We start from the raw sequence: 15,881 nt of genomic DNA, 5'->3' as shown, positions 1-15,881 counted from the left end.
GTTCGGTGAGCGCCCTTCTACGGCCAACTCCCATTACTGTCAAACACAAACTTCAAAAAACCGTCATATATTTGTTAAGTCACTGTCATCAATGGTAAAATTGAAGTTATGTCCATCTTCGAGCTGACGCACCTCTCTGGTAATCGCCGAATCCAGCTTCATTTCTTTTCCTGATCAGCCGCGATAATATCGACATCTGGTTCTTATGGAGACTTTGATGCTGATATTGAATGCCGCGGCAACCGAAGCCGCCTTGCCCTGGCACAGTCTGATCGACGCGCTGGACCATATGTTTCAGGCCGATTGTCAGATGCCGGTCCGCTCCCATCATGATATGGCGGTTCCCGGACGGGCCAATGCCACGCTGCTCATCATGCCCGCCTGGTTGCCGGGCCGCTATTGTGGGGTGAAACTGGTTTCGGTGTTTCCCGACAATCATCTCTCCGGTCTCCCCGCCATTCAGGGTGGATATATATTGTCGTCCGGTGAAACGGGTGAACCTCTGGCAATGGTCGATGGACCGGTTTTGACCGCACGTCGAACGGCAGCCGCGTCTGCTCTGGCCTCGCGCTTTCTATCGCGGAAAGAAGCCAGCCATATGCTGATGGTCGGAACCGGTCAGCTTTCACTCAATCTGATTGAGGCTCATGCCAGCATAAGACCGCTCACCGATATTTCCATCTGGGGCCGCAGTTCGGCCAAGGCTGAAGAGATTGCCGCCAAGGCGCGAGAGCGGGGATTGCCCGTCACAGCCATATCGAATCTTGCCGAGGCGGCTCGTCAGGCTGACATCATTTCCTGTGCGACCTTGACGGAGGAGCCGATCATACAGGGAGAATGGCTGAAACCCGGTACACATCTCGATCTGGTCGGTGGCTTCAAGCCCTCCATGCGCGAAGCCGATGATGAAGCCATTCGCCGTTCTCACATCTATGTTGATACGCGTGCCGGCGCAATGAAAGAGGCGGGAGATCTTGTGCAACCGCTGGAAAAAGGTGTTCTGCGACCCGAAGAGATAAAGGCCGAACTGGCGGAACTGGTGAGCGGCATCCGCGCGGGACGAAGCTCGGCCAGCGACATCACCCTGTTCAAATCGGTCGGCGCGGCGCTGGAAGATCTGGCGGGTGCGATCCTCGCTTATGAAACGGTCAAGGCGACCTCTGACAATACACAGTCATCGTAATATGTCCCTATCGCTCCCTTCTTATCCGGCCCTCCCTTCTTATCCGGTCAGTGAGATCCTTTCGCCTCTGGCCGACAGTCTGGCGCGTGGCAATCGCGCCATCGTCTCTGCGCCCCCGGGCGCGGGCAAAACGACGCTTATTCCGCTTTCCCTGCTTGAAGCGCCCTGGCGCGGAGATGACCGGATCATTCTTCTGGAACCCCGGCGTCTGGCTGCAAGGGCTGCGGCAAGCCGTATGGCCGCCCTTCTGGGCGAACCGCTTGGCCAGACCGTGGGCTATCGCATGCGTCTCGACAACCGCATTTCCGAAAAAACCCGAATCGAGGTGGTGACGGAAGGCGTATTTGCCCGGATGATTCTGGAGGATCCGGAATTGAAAGGCGTTGCTGCCGTGCTCTTCGATGAATTTCACGAGCGCTCGCTGGATGCCGATTTCGGGTTGGCGCTGGCGCTTGATGCGCAGGCGGGGCTGCGCGAGGATTTGCGGCTGATCGTCATGTCGGCAACACTGGATGTGGAGCGGGTTGCGGCGCTGATGGATCACCCGCCGGTGCTGGAAAGCGCCGGGCGCAGTTTTCCGATCGAGATACGCCATCAGGATCGTCCCGGCACCGAGCGGATCGAAGACAGCATCACCCGCGCCATTGTCGAGGCCCATGCCGGTGACGACGGCTCTATTCTTGCCTTTCTGCCCGGTCAGGCGGAAATCCGCCGGGTGGCGGAACGGCTGGGGGAACGCCTGCCTGCCTCCACCGTCATCGCCCCGCTTTATGGCAATCTCACCCAGGCGGAGCAGGATCAGGCGATCAAGCCTGCGCCGTCCGGCACGCGCAAGGTGGTTTTGGCCACGTCGATTGCCGAAACCTCGATCACCATCGATGGTGTGCGGATCGTCATCGACAGCGGCCTGCAGCGTCTGCCGGTTTATGAACCGGCAACGGGGATCACCCGGCTGGAAACGGTGCGGGTCTCGCGTGCCTCTGCCGATCAACGGGCAGGTCGTGCGGGTCGCACAGAACCAGGCATTGCCATTCGGCTGTGGCATCCGGGCCAGACGGCGTCGCTACCAGCCTTTACCCCACCGGAAATCCTGGCCAGCGATCTCGCCGGTCTGGTGCTGGACATGGCCCATTGGGGGGTGAGCGATCCGGCCAGTCTTTCCTTCATCGATCCGCCACCTGTGGCCCCGTTGAAAGAGGCGAAAACCTTGCTGCAAAGCCTCGATGCGCTGGATCGGCAGGGGCATCTGACCGACAAGGGCAAGACCATGCGCGGCCTTGGCCTGCCGCCGCGCCTTGCCGCCATGGTGATTGCCGCCGCAGAAGACGGGCAGGTGCGCCATGCCTGCGAACTGGCCGTGCTGTTGACCGAACAGGGGCTTGGCGGCAATGATATCGATCTGGAAGAAAGGCTCCGTCGTTTTCGCAGCGATCGCAGCGACCGGGCCACCGCCGCAAGACGGCTTTCGGACCGGTTGGCCAAAGAGGTTGGGCAGAAGAGAGCAGCCGCCGCATCAGCCACAGCCGGACAACTTCTCCTGCATGCCTTCCCCGACCGCATCGCCTTCAATCGGGGCGGACGCGGACGTTATGTCATGGCCAATGGCCGTGGTGCAGAGCTGGCCGACACCGAGCGGCTGGCGGCCTCCTCCATGCTGGTCGTGGCCGACCTGACCGGACGGGCGGCGCAGGGGCGCATTCTCAGTGCCGCCGAAATCCGTCTTGCCGATGTGGAGGCCGCCATGCCGCAGCTGATCAGCAACGGCGAGGAAAGCTTTTTCGATGTGGCCAGCCGCGAGGTGCGTGCCCGGCGGGTCCGGCGCATTGGCGCGATTGTGCTGGAAGAGACCCCCATGCCGCGACCGACAGGTGAAAAAGCGGTGCGGGCTCTGGCCGAAGGGCTGAAGGAGATCGGCGTGGAGCGCCTGCCCTTCAGCAAGGCGGCGCTGCAACTGCGCCAACGCCTCGGCTTTCTGCATCGCACCCTTGGCGCGCCCTGGCCAGATGTGTCCGATGCGGCCCTGCTTGAGCGGCTGGAGGACTGGTTCATTCCGTTTCAGGCGGGAGCAAGCCGCTTTTCCGAGATTTCCGCTGCCGGTCTGAGCGACGGGCTGAAGGCCTTGCTGCCCTATGAGCTGCAACGCGATCTCGACCGGCTGGCGCCCACCCATTTCACCGCCCCGACCGGCATGAACCATCCGATCGATTATGACGGCGATGAACCCAAACTGACGATCCGGGTGCAAGAACTTTTCGGTCTCAAAACACATCCGGCGATTGGCGGCGGGCGTCTGGCGCTGGTGCTGGAGCTGACCTCTCCGGCGCATCGGCCGATCCAGACGACACGCGATCTGCCGGGTTTCTGGGCCGGGTCCTGGGCCGATGTGCGCGCCGACATGCGCGGCCGCTATCCCAAACACCCCTGGCCGGACGATCCAGCCTCTGCCGCCCCCACGACACGGGCCAAACCGCGTGGTACATAAGACACTCTGAACATCATTTGGAATGACCCATGTATTTTGCCACATCCAGCCGTCGTCTGCGCTTGGAAACCCTGGTCCGGCTGCGCTGGCTGGCGGTGGCCGGTCAGACCGTCACGGTCGTCATCGTCTCGCTGGTTCTGCAATTTCCCATGCCCCTTCCGGAAATCGCAGCGCTGATCGGGGCGCTCGCCATTGTCAATTTCGCCCTTCAGGTGATCTTTCCCGCCACCCAGCGGCTGGAGCCGATCTGGACCTTTGCCGTGCTGGCACTCGATCTTCTGCAGATGGGGGCGCTTTTGTTTCTGACCGGCGGTCTTTCCAATCCGTTTGCACCGCTGATCTGTGTGCCGGTGATCATCACCTTTGCCTCGCAGCCCCTGCGCCACGCCATGGCACTGATGGCGCTGGCGCTGATTTCGATCACAGCGCTGGGCTTCAGCCCCTATCCCCTGCCCTGGTATGCCGATTATATCGACCGGGGCGGGCCGGTCATGCTGGTGGCGATCTGGTGTTCCATCGTCTCGATGACCACCTTTGCCGCCTTTTACGCCTATCGTGTTTCACGTGAAGCAACGCTTCTGGCCGAAGCGCTGGCGGCGACCGAACTGGTGCTGCAGAAGGAAAAACATCTGTCGCAGCTCGATGGGCTTGCCGCCGCCGCCGCCCATGAGCTGGGCACGCCCTTGGCCACCATCAGCGTCGTCATCAAGGAAATGCAGCGGGAACTGGGCAAGGACCCGCAATATGGCGAGGATATCCAGCTTCTCAGGTCGCAAAGCGAGCGTTGCCGCGACATTCTCAAGCGGCTAACCACACTGAACGCGGAAAATGAGGAGCATATGCGGCGGCTGCCACTGTCCTCGCTGATCGAGGAGGTGATTGCGCCGCATCGGGATTTCGGCCTGAAACTCACCGTGGTGGAAAAATCAGGCCGCATGGGCGAGCCGATCGGCGAGCGTAATCCCGGCATTCTCTATGGCCTTGGTAATCTGATTGAAAACGCGCTCGATTATGCCCGTACCGAAGTGGTGGTCACGGTTGAGCATGACAATCGCACCGTCACCCTCACCATTGAGGACGACGGCGAAGGCTTTGCTCCGGATATCCTGCTGAAAATCGGCGAACCCTATGTGACCAGCCGCAGAAGCGAGGATCGTGCCGGCGGGCTGGGCCTGGGTCTTTTCATCGCCAAGACCCTGCTGGAACGCTCCGGCGCAGTACTGGTCTTTGAAAACCGAATTGCACCGGAAAGGGGCGCTCGCATCATCGTCCGCTGGCCACGGCGGGAAATGGAAGCCGTGCGAAATTGACTTTACCACAGGGTGCGAAAACGCCATAACATCACCTGATGCTATGGCATCGTGCAGAATGCCACAGGCGAAGAGATGCAAGAACGTCCTGTTCCTGCGTTGGTTTTTCCGACAATCGCTTTTCGCTCCGGGGCTCAGGGAATGGATGCATGACAGACGAACGCACATCACCGCAGAACGGACCTTTCGAGCTGATCGATCCCGGCCAGGACGCAAGCCTCCTGATCGTCGATGACGACCAGCCATTTCTCCGCCGGCTGGCACGCGCAATGGAAAGCCGCGGATTTGCCGTTGAAACCGCCTCTTCCGTTGCCGAGGGCATTGCCAAAGCACAGGAGATGCCGCCGAAATATGCCGTGGTCGATCTGAGACTGGGCGATGGCAACGGGCTGGATGTGATCGAGGCCATTCGGGAAAAGCGAACCGACACCCGCATCATCGTCCTGACCGGCTATGGCAATATCGCAACCGCCGTGACGGCGGTGAAACTGGGCGCGGTGGATTATCTGTCGAAACCTGCCGATGCCGATGACGTGTTCAACGCCCTGACCCAGCGGCCCGGCGAAAAGGCGGAAGTACCGGAAAACCCGATGTCTGCCGACCGGGTGCGCTGGGAACATATCCAGCGGGTCTATGAAGCCTGCGAACGCAATGTGTCTGAAACGGCGCGCCGTCTCAACATGCATCGCCGCACCCTTCAACGCATTCTCGCCAAACGGGCGCCGAAGTAAGCTTACTTCAGTCCGGCAAGGCGTGGACCTCCCATTCGGCCTGCATCAAACGCTGCGCTGCTGTGCGGGCAAAGAGCAACGTCAGGCTTTTGCGGGTGGCGGGGGCAAGTTTGTGTTCCGGCGCGTCGCGCAGAATATGCGCGCCATAACCGTCAGAGAGCATGAACCCGCAATCTTCGGGAAAAATCGTCTGATCGACATCCGGCAGGCTGGCAAAGAACAGCCGGTCGCAATGGCGGCGGTAATCCGGCCATTTACGATCGACACGAAAATCCTCAAGCGAAGATTTGATCTCAATGATCCAGACCTCGCCCTTTTCCGAAAGACTGACCAGATCAGCACGGCGGCCGGACACAAGCGGCAATTCCGCAATCACCGAGTGTCTCATCTCGGCGAGCAGGATCTGCACACCTCTGCGAACTGTCATCGCCCTCACGGACTGGCGTCCATCGATCAAGGAATTGTTAGCGCCAATACTCACAATGGCCATAGTCTCGCCGCCTTTCGCCCGGGTGTTGTTGCAAAAAAGTCATGCTGGATCATTTTGCACTGCAAGCCCCTTCGGAAAGGCCCTGCACCCTTGCCAAGTGCAGGCTAATCAAAAATAACCGTTTCACCAAGGCGGTTTCGCCAAGTTTTCTCCTGTCACAAAGAATGAACGAGCCTATGATGCGCCTCCGCACAGCCCTGACCGTGGCCGGTCTGTTTTCTACTCTTGCGATGGCCGGTTGCACGACAACTTCGCAAACCGATCCGCAAAAAACCGCCGCTATCACGCCAGCGGTCGCGCCTAAAACTGAAACTGCCACGCTGAAATCGGCCCTTGTTGAACCGGCTTCCAGCGAAAAGCCGATCACGGACACCGCCGATATTCTGCCGAATGGCTATGGCCCCGTCACCGACAACGGCTTCAACCTGCCTGCCATCCCGATCAACCGGGTCAAGCCGCAGTTCCGCCGCCAGATTGTCGCCTATCAAACAACGGAAAACCCCGGCACCATCGTCGTCAACACCAAGGAACGCTTCCTTTATTACGTTCTGGGCGACGGAAAAGCGATCCGTTACGGCATCGGCGTCGGCAAACAGGGCTTTGCCTGGGCGGGCGAAGCGCATGTGGCCTGGAAGCAGGAATGGCCGAACTGGCATCCGCCGAAGGAAATGGCCGTGCGCAAGCCGGAAGTGGCACAATATGTCGAGAAGGGCATGGGGCCGGGGCTTTCCAACCCGCTTGGCGCCCGCGCCATGTATCTCTTCGATAACAACAACAAGGACACGCTGTTCCGCATCCACGGCACACCGGAATGGGCCTCCATCGGCACTGCCGCCTCCTCCGGCTGCATCCGTATGATGAACCAGGATGTGATCGATCTCTATAGCCGCGTTCTGCCGGGCAAGGAAACCAAGGTCATCGTTCAGCAGTCCTGATCGGGACGATATAACGGACATGAAAAAAGCCGCAGGAGCGATCCTGCGGCTTTTCTTTTGGATTTGCACCGGTTTGTGTCAGCCCCTNCGGGACGATATAACGGACATGAAAAAAGCCGCAGGAGCGATCCTGCGGCTTTTCTTTTGGATTTGCACCGGTTTGTGTCAGCCCCTTAGAGCATCGGACCGAAAAGTGGGAACCGGTTTTCGGAAAAATCCGATGCGCAAACAAAAACTTATAGCATCGTGCCCAATTCTGATTTTCTGCACGATGCTATAGGCTCGCTTTCAACTCGAGACGACGGCGATGCAGGACCGGTTCGGTATAACCGTTCGGCTGCTCGCGCCCCTTCAGCACCAGGTCGAGCGCGGCCTGAAAGGCAATTGAACCGTCAAAGTCGGCCGCCATCGGTCGATAGGCCGGATCGCCGGCATTCTGCCCATCGACCACGGCGGCCATGCGCTTCATCGTCTCGATCACCTGATCGCGGCTGACAATGCCATGATGCAGCCAGTTGGCCATGTGCTGGGCAGAGATGCGCAAGGTGGCGCGGTCTTCCATCAGACCGACATTGTTGATGTCCGGCACTTTCGAGCAACCAACCCCCTGATCGACCCAGCGCACCACATAGCCGAGAATACCCTGGGCGTTGTTGTCCAGTTCCCGCTGGATGTCTTCCGCTGTCCAGTTGGGCCGCGTGGCCACCGGCACCGAGAGAATATCGGTAAGTTTTGCCCGTTCCCGGCTTTTCAGGCCCTGCTGCACCGCCGCGACATCGACGCTGTGATAATGGGTGGCATGCAGCGTTGCCGCCGTTGGTGAGGGCACCCAGGCGGTATTGGCGCCCGCCTTCGGGTGAGCGATCTTCTGCTCCAGCATTGCCGCCATCATGTCCGGCATGGCCCACATGCCCTTGCCGATCTGGGCATGGCCGGACAGGCCGCAGGCAAGGCCGATATCGACATTCCAGTTTTCGTAAGCGGCAATCCAGGCGGCCTGCTTCATGTCGCCCTTGCGGATCATCGGCCCGGCTTCCATCGAGGTGTGGATTTCATCGCCGGTGCGGTCGAGGAAGCCGGTATTGATGAACACCACCCGGTCTTTTGCAGCGCGAATGCATTCCTTGAGGTTGACCGTGGTGCGGCGCTCCTCATCCATGATGCCGATCTTGATCGTGTTTGCCGCCATGCCGAGGATCTCTTCCACCCGGGTGAAGATCCTGACGGCAAAAGCCACCTCTTCCGGCCCGTGCATTTTCGGTTTCACCACATAGACAGAACCGGCAGGCGAATTGGCGCGCCGGCCCTCAGGCCCGATGTCATGCAGCGCGATCAGGCCCGTGATCATCGCATCCATCAATCCTTCCGGCACTTCATTGCCGTTGCGGTCGTGAATGGCGGGATTGGTCATCAGATGGCCGACATTGCGCACCAGCATCAATGAGCGGCAGCGCAGCGTAAACGGTTTGCCGTCAGGATCGAGCACGGTGCGATCCGCTTCCAGCCTGCGGGTGAAGTTTTTCCCACCCTTGCTGACCACTTCTTCCAGATCGCCCTTCATCAGGCCGAGCCAGTTGGAATAGGCCAGAACCTTGTCTTCGGCATCGACAGCGGCGACTGAATCCTCGCAATCCATGATCGTGGTGATGGCCGATTCCAGTCTGATATCGTTGATCCGGGCCGGATCGGTCTTGCCGATCACGCCCTCACCATCGATGCACAGCTCGATATGCAAACCATTGCGACGCAGGAAGAAAGAGGTGATCCCGGCGCCGTCCTTCTGATAACCGGCAAATTGGGAGGGGTCGGCAAGACCGGTCTCTCCACCCGAGGTCAGGGTGACTGACAGCGCGCCGTCTTTCAGCGCAAGCCCTGCAACCTCCTGCCAGTGCCCGGCCGCGAGCGGCACGGAACGATCGAGAAAGGCTCTCGCCCAGGCGATGACCTTTTCGCCGCGCAGGGGATTGTAGGATTTTCCCTTGTCAGCACCCTCCGTCTCGGAAATGGCATCCGTGCCATAAAGCGCATCATAGAGCGAACCCCAGCGGGCATTGGCGGCGTTGAGCGCATAACGGGCATTCATCACCGGCACGACAAGCTGGGGTCCGGCAATCTCGGCGATTTCGGCATCGACATGATCGGTGGCAACAGAAAAATCCGGCCCTTCCGGCAGAATATAGCCGATATCGCGCAGAAAGGCTTCGTAAACCGCCAGATCCTGCGGCGCGCCATGGGCCTTGTACCACTGATCCAGTTGCTGCTGGAACCAATCGCGCTTTTCCAGCAATTGACGGTTTTCCGGCGCAAGATCATGAACGAGAGCGGAAAACCCGGCGAAAAAACCATCCGCATCGACGCCGGTGCCCGGCAAAGCCTTCTCGACCAGAAAATCATAAAGGACCGCATCGATCTTCAGCCCGGATTTTTCGATAGATGTCATCTCATGCCTCCTGCGCATCTCCAGCACCGTGCGTTATAAGACACGGAATGGACGCTGTAACCTTTTAAATTTGAAGCACAATTTTTTAAATCGATTTGGATTTTAAAATTATGCCGTCGAGCCATGGAAAGCATGTCGCCAACGCTTGTTGCCAATGCAGCAGACTCCATGCGCCACATGTCCGCATCCATGCGCCCTGCCGGAACGTGATAGGACGACTCTCCGGGTTGAGATGCGAAAAATCAAAGACTGAAAGCACGTTGCATGAGGCTGATAAGCCGCAACATGCTTTAGAGAAGTGACTGCAACTGGGCCAACCGGTCGTTGACCAACCAGCCATAGTAATTTTCCTGCGGCCAGACGACAGGACCGCCACCGCTGTTCTTGGCTGCCAGCGCCTTGGCACGCGCGGTGGTTTCGCCGAGATTATAAAGCGTTGCGGTAATGCCGGGATTGTCGGAAATATCCATATGGGCGATGGTTTTATAGTCATCGATCGATTTGCGGATGATCGCCGCCATATAGGCAAGCGACATATCCGGGTCCATGATGGCGTTATAGACGTCGGCGGCATGATTTTCGTCGAGCTTCGGATAACCGGAGCGCTCATGCACCATATCCGTCACCATCAGAGCCGTCAGCGGATTGATCTGACCGAGACCGAAGGTCTGACCGGCATAAAAAGGCTGGAAGAACACGGCGCTGAAACGGTTGTTGGGGAAACTTTCACCATCCACCGTCTTGCCGCGAAAATCCTCGTTCCACACATCTTCGCGGCACGTCCACAAACGGTCGGAATCGGTAAAGGCCGCACATTTGGCAAATTGCGGGCGGGCAACAAAATGGTCAACCTTTTCGCCATTATAGGCAAAGCGGAACGCCTCTCCGGCATAGGCGGCGGCCTTGATGTAATAGGCCTGAAGTGTATCGTAGACGCCGACATTATAAGTATGCTCGCCCACCAGCGCCCCGATCATGTGAATGGGGGCAATATCGTAAACTGCCGCCGTCTTCTTGATCTTTTCGATGAGCTTCCGGTCTGTCTTGAACAGATCGATGATCTTGTCATATTTCAGATCGAAGGTGGTCTTGAATTCGCGTGTGCGCTCTTTGGACGCGCCCGGTATCGGTGGCTGTACCACATTGCGGTTACCCGGCGGCACCATCAAGACGGCAGCTTCGGCACTGGAGCAAGCCATGGCAAAAGCAACAAGAGCAACGACAGCAAAACGTCGGATCATACACAAATCCTGATCTTTGGCCCGGTTTTCATCCACACGATCATGGCACGCAAACCGCCATCATCGCCGGGCGATTCTCCTTATAAGGCTGGATCGCTTCTGTCGACTCATAGCGGATCACAAGGCTGAATTCGGGCGGCTTTGCCAGAATTTCAGCCTTGTGATGCACAAAAATCACAAAATATAGCGGGAGAGATCGGCATCGGCGGCAATCTCGCCGACATGGCTGCGGACATAGTCCGCATCGATCGTCACCTTGCTGCCGCCACGGTCAGGCGCGTTGAAGGAAATCTCATCCAGAACCCGCTCCATCACCGTTTGCAGGCGGCGTGCGCCGATATTTTCCACCGAACTATTGAGGTTGACCGCCACATCCGCCAAAGCATCGATGGCGTCTTCGGTGAAATCGAGATCCAGCTCTTCCGTCGCCATCAGTGCCCGGTACTGGCGGATCAGGCTGGCTTCGGTTTCGGTCAGAATGCGGCGGAAATCCTCCTTGCTGAGCGGCTTCAGCTCAACACGGATCGGCAGGCGGCCCTGCAATTCCGGCAGGAGGTCGGACGGCTTCGACACGTGGAACGCGCCAGAGGCGATGAACAGGATATGATCGGTCTTCACCGGCCCGTATTTGGTCGCAACCGTCGTGCCTTCCACCAAAGGCAGAAGATCGCGCTGCACGCCTTCGCGTGACACGCCCGCACCGAGCCCGCCATCGCGGGCGGCGATCTTGTCGATTTCATCGAGAAAGACGATCCCGTCATTCTCGACCGATTTGACGGCCTCGCGCTGAATGACTTCCGTGTCGATCAGCTTGTCGGATTCATCGCGGATCAGATCGGCATAGGACGCCTTGACCGTGGTGCGCAGCTTTTTCGTGCGTCCGCCCATGGCCTTGCCGAACATGTCGGAGAGGTTCAAGATGCCGACATTGGCCCCCGGCATGCCGGGAATTTCAAAACCGGGCATGCCAGAAGCGGTATCGGCGACCTCAATGTCGATTTCCTTGTCGTCCAGCTCGCCAGCGCGCAGTTTCTTGCGAAAACTGTCGCGGGTGGCCGGTGACGCTGTTGCGCCGACCAGGGCATCCAGAACCCGCTCTTCGGCACCGGCATGGGCCTTGGCCTCAACCTCCAGCCGCTTCTTTTCCTTGACGAGCCCGATGCCGATTTCAACGAGATCGCGAATGATCTGCTCGACATCGCGGCCGACATAACCGACCTCGGTAAATTTGGTGGCTTCAACCTTGATGAAGGGCGCACCGGCCAGCTTGGCCAGACGCCTTGAAATCTCCGTCTTGCCGACGCCGGTCGGGCCGATCATCAGAATGTTTTTCGGCATGACTTCATCGCGCAGGCTGTCATCCAGCTGCTGACGCCGCCAGCGATTGCGAAGCGCGATCGCCACGGCACGCTTGGCGTCGTTCTGGCCGATAATATAACGATCCAGTTCCGAGACGATCTCGCGGGGGGAAAAATTGGTCATGATAAGATCCGTGCGGTGTAAAGGGGGGAACCGGTCAGACGTCGCTGTCCAGCGTTTCGACCAGAACATTGTGATTGGTATAGACGCAGATATCTCCGGCGATCCGCATGGCCTTGCGGGCAATCTCTTCGGCAGACACATCCGTATCCATCAGGGCGAGCGCCGCCGCCAGCGCATAATTGCCGCCCGAACCGATGGCAATGGTGCCATGTTCCGGCTCCAGCACATCGCCATTGCCGGTAATGGCCAGTGTCACCGTCTTGTCGGCCACCAGCATCATCGCTTCGAGATTGCGTAAATATTTGTCGGTGCGCCAGTCCTTGGCCAGTTCCACGGCGGCGCGCATCAACTGGCCGGGATATTGCTCCAGCTTCTTTTCCAGCCGGTCAAGCAGGGTAAAGGCATCCGCCGTGGCCCCGGCAAAACCGGCCAGAACCTCACCCTTGCCGATGCGGCGCACCTTGCGGGCATTACCCTTCATCACCGTCTGGCCAAGGCTGACCTGTCCGTCCCCGGCAATCACCACCTTGCCGCCCTTGCGCACGGTGATGATCGTCGTGCCATGCATGGTGCCATAGGGATTATGTTCTTGACTCATATCCAATCCAGTCCGTCATCTGGCCGCAACCATGGACGCGGCGGCCGTCTCTGTTGAGCCTTATGTAATCACCGTCCAGCCAATTGCAAATCGCAGATGCGCGAGCGTCAAAATCCTGTCACGAAGCTGGATATTTGCCGCCCCGCCTGTTAAGGGAAGCCCATGATCTGAAGGAGAAGATGATGGCAGACAGCCGCAGCGCCAGCGTGTCACGCAAGACCAACGAAACCTCGGTTTCCGTCTCCGTCGCCATTGACGGTACCGGCACATCGAAGATTTCGACCGGCGTCGGCTTTTTCGACCATATGCTCGATCAGTTGTCGCGCCATTCGCTGATCGACATGGAGATCGAGGTGAAAGGCGACCTGCATATCGACGACCATCACACCGTAGAGGATACCGGCATCGCCATCGGTCAGGCGCTATCCAAAGCGCTGGGCGAACGGCGCGGCATCATGCGCTATGCATCGATCGATCTCGCCATGGACGAAACCATGACGAAGGCGGCCATCGATGTCTCGGGCCGTCCCTTCCTCGTCTGGAACGTGAATTTTTCCGCGCCGAAAATCGGCACATTCGACACTGAACTCGTGCGGGAATTCTTTCAGGCACTGGCACAGAATGCCGGTATCACCCTGCATGTGATGAACCATTACGGCGCCAACAACCACCATATCGCCGAGACCTGTTTCAAGGCGGTGGCGCGGGCGCTTCGCATGGCAACCGAAATCGATCCGCGCCAGGCGGGCCGCATTCCTTCCACCAAAGGCAGTCTGGCTTAACGGAGCAAACCATGCGAGTGGCCATTATCGATTACGGAGCCGGCAATCTGCGCTCCGCCACCAAGGCGTTCGAGCGCGCCGCCCGTGACAGCGGTATCGCTGCCGAGATCGAGCTGACCGACAAGGCCGAGCGCGTCGCCAGCGCCGACCGCATCGTGTTGCCCGGCGTGGGCGCCTATGCCGATTGCAAGGCCGGTCTCGATGCCGTGCCCGGCATGGTCGAGGCCTTGCAAGACGTTGTTATGGTCAAGGCTCGTCCCTTTCTCGGCATCTGTGTCGGCATGCAGCTGATGTCGGGCCGCGGGCTGGAAAAGACCATAACTCCGGGCCTTGGATGGATCGCAGGCGATGTTGTCGAGATGACACCCGCCGATCCGGCGTTGAAAATCCCGCAGATCGGCTGGAACACGCTGACGCTCAACCGTCCCCATCCGCTGTTTGACGGTGTCGAGACGGGAGAGACGGGCCTGCACGCCTATTTCGTCCATTCCTACCATCTGGCGGCCACCCATGCCGAAGAGGTCATCGCCACCACCGATTACGGCGGGGCAATGACGGCTTTTGTCGGCAAGGACAATATGGCCGGTGCGCAGTTTCACCCGGAAAAAAGCCAGAAGCTCGGGCTGAAGCTGATTGCCAATTTTCTTTCCTGGTCGCCGTGACCCCATGAAAACGGATGGACGACAATGATTCTCTTTCCTGCCATCGATCTGAAAGACGGCCAGTGCGTTCGCCTGAAGCTGGGCGATATGGATCAGGCGACCGTTTACAATCCCGACCCTGCGGCGCAAGCAAAAGCCTTTGAAGATCAGGGCTTTGAATGGCTGCATGTCGTCGATCTCAACGGTGCTTTTGCTGGCGAAAGCGTCAATGGTGCTGCCGTCGATGCGATTTTGCAGGCGACGAAAAATCCGGTGCAGCTCGGCGGCGGCATCCGTTCGCTGACCCATATCGAAAACTGGCTGCAACGCGGCCTCGCCCGCGTCATTCTCGGCACCGTTGCCGTGCGCGATCCGGCGCTGGTGATCGAGGCGTGCCGCCTGTTTCCCGGCAAGGTCGCCGTCGGCATTGACGCCAAGGGCGGCAAGGTCGCCGTCGAAGGCTGGGCCGAGGCGTCCGAACTGGGCGTGATCGAACTGGCGAAAAAATTCGAAGGCGCAGGCGTTGCCGCCATTGTCTATACCGATATCGACCGCGACGGCATTCTGACCGGCATCAACTGGGCCTCAACACTGGAACTGGCCGAAGCCGTCTCCATCCCGGTGATCGCCTCGGGTGGGCTTGCCTCGCTCGAGGATATTCGACGCATGCTGCAACCGGATGCGCACAAGCTCGAAGGGGCAATTTCCGGCCGGGCATTGTATGATGGCCGCATCGATCCTGTAGAAGCATTGGCGCTGATCAAGGAAGCCAGGACATGACACTCAAGGCCCGTATTATTCCCTGTCTCGATGTCAAAGATGGCCGCGTGGTCAAGGGCGTCAACTTCGTCGATCTGATCGATGCGGGCGATCCGGTGGAAGCGGCGAAAGCCTATGATGCGGCGGGTGCCGATGAGCTTTGCTTTCTCGACATCACAGCCTCCTCCGACAATCGCGAGACGATTTTCGATGTGGTGGCGCGCACGGCCGATCATTGCTTCATGCCGGTCACGGTCGGCGGCGGTGTGCGGGCGGTGTCGGACATCCGCAAACTGCTGTTGAGCGGTGCCGACAAGGTGTCGATCAATTCGGCAGCCGTTGCCAATCCGGATTTCGTTGCCGAAGCGGCGGATAAATTCGGCAATCAATGCATTGTCGTCTCCATCGATGCCAAGAAAGTCTCAGGCGACGGCGAAGCCGACCGCTGGGACATCTTCACCCATGGCGGACGCAAGCCGACCGGCATCGATGCGGTGGAGTTTGCCATCCGCATGGTGGAACGTGGCGCGGGCGAACTGCTCGTCACCTCCATGGATCGCGACGGCACCAAGAGCGGTTACGATCTGAAACTCACCCGCACCATTTCCGATGCCGTGCGTGTGCCGGTGATTGCCTCTGGCGGCGTCGGCACGCTGGACGATCTGGTGGCTGGCGTGAAGGAGGGCCACGCCACGGCGGTTCTGGCCGCCTCGATCTTCCATTTCGGCACCTATTCCATCGGCGAAGCCAAGGCCTATATGGCCGCACAAGGCTTGGCCATGCGGCTCGATCAGGCCTGACGAGGAC

Annotated in this window: 14 protein-coding genes; 9 read left to right on the top strand and 5 right to left on the bottom strand. The window is 59.1% G+C overall.

Annotated features, from left to right (window positions below; genetic code table 11):
* Positions 1-217: 217 nt before the first annotated feature.
* The 4 genes from lhpI to NAC44_RS19245 all read left to right on the top strand — a co-directional run bounded on the left by lhpI (position 218) and on the right by NAC44_RS19245 (position 5,706).
* Positions 218-1,183, top strand: coding sequence for a bifunctional Delta(1)-pyrroline-2-carboxylate/Delta(1)-piperideine-2-carboxylate reductase (gene lhpI / locus NAC44_RS19260; protein WP_250943183.1), 966 nt, complete (start codon positions 218-220; stop codon positions 1,181-1,183).
* A 1-nt stretch (position 1,184) separates the two neighbouring features.
* Positions 1,185-3,665, top strand: a complete 2,481-nt coding sequence (gene hrpB / locus NAC44_RS19255; protein ID WP_250943182.1) for an ATP-dependent helicase HrpB — start codon at positions 1,185-1,187, stop codon at positions 3,663-3,665.
* A 29-nt stretch (positions 3,666-3,694) separates the two neighbouring features.
* On the top strand, positions 3,695-4,975 hold the full coding sequence (locus NAC44_RS19250; RefSeq protein WP_250943181.1) for an ActS/PrrB/RegB family redox-sensitive histidine kinase: 1,281 nt from the start codon (positions 3,695-3,697) through the stop codon (positions 4,973-4,975).
* Between the two features lie 149 nt (positions 4,976-5,124).
* Positions 5,125-5,706: an ActR/PrrA/RegA family redox response regulator transcription factor gene (locus tag NAC44_RS19245; protein ID WP_250943180.1), complete on the top strand. Its 582-nt coding sequence runs from the start codon at positions 5,125-5,127 to the stop codon at positions 5,704-5,706.
* A gap of 7 nt (positions 5,707-5,713) precedes the next feature.
* Here the strand turns inward: NAC44_RS19245 and NAC44_RS19240 are convergent, their stop codons facing one another.
* Complete coding sequence (locus tag NAC44_RS19240; RefSeq protein WP_250943179.1) at positions 5,714-6,196, bottom strand: MmcB family DNA repair protein; 483 nt, start codon at positions 6,194-6,196, stop codon at positions 5,714-5,716.
* A 179-nt stretch (positions 6,197-6,375) separates the two neighbouring features.
* Between NAC44_RS19240 and NAC44_RS19235 the strand changes: the two genes are divergently transcribed.
* Positions 6,376-7,131, top strand: a complete 756-nt coding sequence (locus NAC44_RS19235) for a L,D-transpeptidase (RefSeq protein WP_250943192.1) — start codon at positions 6,376-6,378, stop codon at positions 7,129-7,131.
* A 274-nt stretch (positions 7,132-7,405) separates the two neighbouring features.
* Here the strand turns inward: NAC44_RS19235 and NAC44_RS19230 are convergent, their stop codons facing one another.
* The 4 genes from NAC44_RS19230 to hslV all read right to left on the bottom strand — a co-directional run bounded on the left by NAC44_RS19230 (position 7,406) and on the right by hslV (position 12,892).
* Complete coding sequence (locus NAC44_RS19230; protein WP_250943178.1) at positions 7,406-9,571, bottom strand: malate synthase G; 2,166 nt, start codon at positions 9,569-9,571, stop codon at positions 7,406-7,408.
* A 290-nt stretch (positions 9,572-9,861) separates the two neighbouring features.
* Entirely contained in the window at positions 9,862-10,809 is a 948-nt protein-coding gene (locus NAC44_RS19225) for a DUF1402 family protein (protein WP_420839989.1), read from the bottom strand.
* 177 nt (positions 10,810-10,986) lie between these two features.
* Positions 10,987-12,294, bottom strand: a complete 1,308-nt coding sequence (gene hslU / locus NAC44_RS19220; protein WP_250943176.1) for an ATP-dependent protease ATPase subunit HslU — start codon at positions 12,292-12,294, stop codon at positions 10,987-10,989.
* Between the two features lie 34 nt (positions 12,295-12,328).
* Positions 12,329-12,892 (bottom strand): ATP-dependent protease subunit HslV, encoded by a 564-nt coding sequence (gene hslV / locus NAC44_RS19215; protein WP_274706966.1) that lies wholly within the window; start codon positions 12,890-12,892, stop codon positions 12,329-12,331.
* Positions 12,893-13,074: 182 nt separating this feature from the next.
* Here hslV and hisB point away from each other — a divergent pair, with 182 nt between their 5' ends.
* The 4 genes from hisB to hisF are packed head-to-tail and all read left to right on the top strand — an operon-like array spanning position 13,075 to position 15,874.
* Positions 13,075-13,674 (top strand): imidazoleglycerol-phosphate dehydratase HisB, encoded by a 600-nt coding sequence (gene hisB, locus NAC44_RS19210; RefSeq protein ID WP_250943175.1) that lies wholly within the window; start codon positions 13,075-13,077, stop codon positions 13,672-13,674.
* Between the two features lie 11 nt (positions 13,675-13,685).
* On the top strand, positions 13,686-14,336 hold the full coding sequence (gene hisH / locus NAC44_RS19205) for an imidazole glycerol phosphate synthase subunit HisH (RefSeq protein WP_250943174.1): 651 nt from the start codon (positions 13,686-13,688) through the stop codon (positions 14,334-14,336).
* Positions 14,337-14,360: 24 nt separating this feature from the next.
* Entirely contained in the window at positions 14,361-15,095 is a 735-nt protein-coding gene (gene hisA, locus NAC44_RS19200) for a 1-(5-phosphoribosyl)-5-[(5-phosphoribosylamino)methylideneamino]imidazole-4-carboxamide isomerase (RefSeq protein ID WP_250943173.1), read from the top strand.
* Positions 15,092-15,874, top strand: coding sequence for an imidazole glycerol phosphate synthase subunit HisF (gene hisF, locus NAC44_RS19195; RefSeq protein ID WP_250943172.1), 783 nt, complete (start codon positions 15,092-15,094; stop codon positions 15,872-15,874). Before hisA ends, hisF begins: the two co-directional genes overlap by 4 nt.
* The last annotated feature ends 7 nt before the right edge of the window (positions 15,875-15,881 follow it).

Origin of the sequence: Allorhizobium sonneratiae, from assembly GCF_023700755.1 — a bacterium.
GTDB classification, from domain to species: Bacteria; Pseudomonadota; Alphaproteobacteria; order Rhizobiales; family Rhizobiaceae; genus Allorhizobium; species Allorhizobium sonneratiae.
Note: the sequence above shows the minus strand (reverse complement) of the source record. Positions and strands in the feature narration are given on the sequence as shown.

What these genes read in the sequence shown, in the direction of transcription:
- lhpI (WP_250943183.1), top strand. Translation starts at nt 218, where the DNA reads ATGCTGATATTGAATGCCGCGGCAACCGAAGCCGCCTTGCCCTGGCAC.
- hrpB (WP_250943182.1), top strand. Translation starts at nt 1,185, where the DNA reads ATGTCCCTATCGCTCCCTTCTTATCCGGCCCTCCCTTCTTATCCGGTC.
- NAC44_RS19250 (WP_250943181.1), top strand. Translation starts at nt 3,695, where the DNA reads ATGTATTTTGCCACATCCAGCCGTCGTCTGCGCTTGGAAACCCTGGTC.
- NAC44_RS19245 (WP_250943180.1), top strand. Translation starts at nt 5,125, where the DNA reads ATGACAGACGAACGCACATCACCGCAGAACGGACCTTTCGAGCTGATC.
- NAC44_RS19240 (WP_250943179.1), bottom strand. Translation starts at nt 6,196, where the DNA reads ATGGCCATTGTGAGTATTGGCGCTAACAATTCCTTGATCGATGGACGC.
- NAC44_RS19235 (WP_250943192.1), top strand. Translation starts at nt 6,376, where the DNA reads ATGCGCCTCCGCACAGCCCTGACCGTGGCCGGTCTGTTTTCTACTCTT.
- NAC44_RS19230 (WP_250943178.1), bottom strand. Translation starts at nt 9,571, where the DNA reads ATGACATCTATCGAAAAATCCGGGCTGAAGATCGATGCGGTCCTTTAT.
- hslU (WP_250943176.1), bottom strand. Translation starts at nt 12,294, where the DNA reads ATGACCAATTTTTCCCCCCGCGAGATCGTCTCGGAACTGGATCGTTAT.
- hslV (WP_274706966.1), bottom strand. Translation starts at nt 12,892, where the DNA reads ATGAGTCAAGAACATAATCCCTATGGCACCATGCATGGCACGACGATC.
- hisB (WP_250943175.1), top strand. Translation starts at nt 13,075, where the DNA reads ATGGCAGACAGCCGCAGCGCCAGCGTGTCACGCAAGACCAACGAAACC.
- hisH (WP_250943174.1), top strand. Translation starts at nt 13,686, where the DNA reads ATGCGAGTGGCCATTATCGATTACGGAGCCGGCAATCTGCGCTCCGCC.
- hisA (WP_250943173.1), top strand. Translation starts at nt 14,361, where the DNA reads ATGATTCTCTTTCCTGCCATCGATCTGAAAGACGGCCAGTGCGTTCGC.
- hisF (WP_250943172.1), top strand. Translation starts at nt 15,092, where the DNA reads ATGACACTCAAGGCCCGTATTATTCCCTGTCTCGATGTCAAAGATGGC.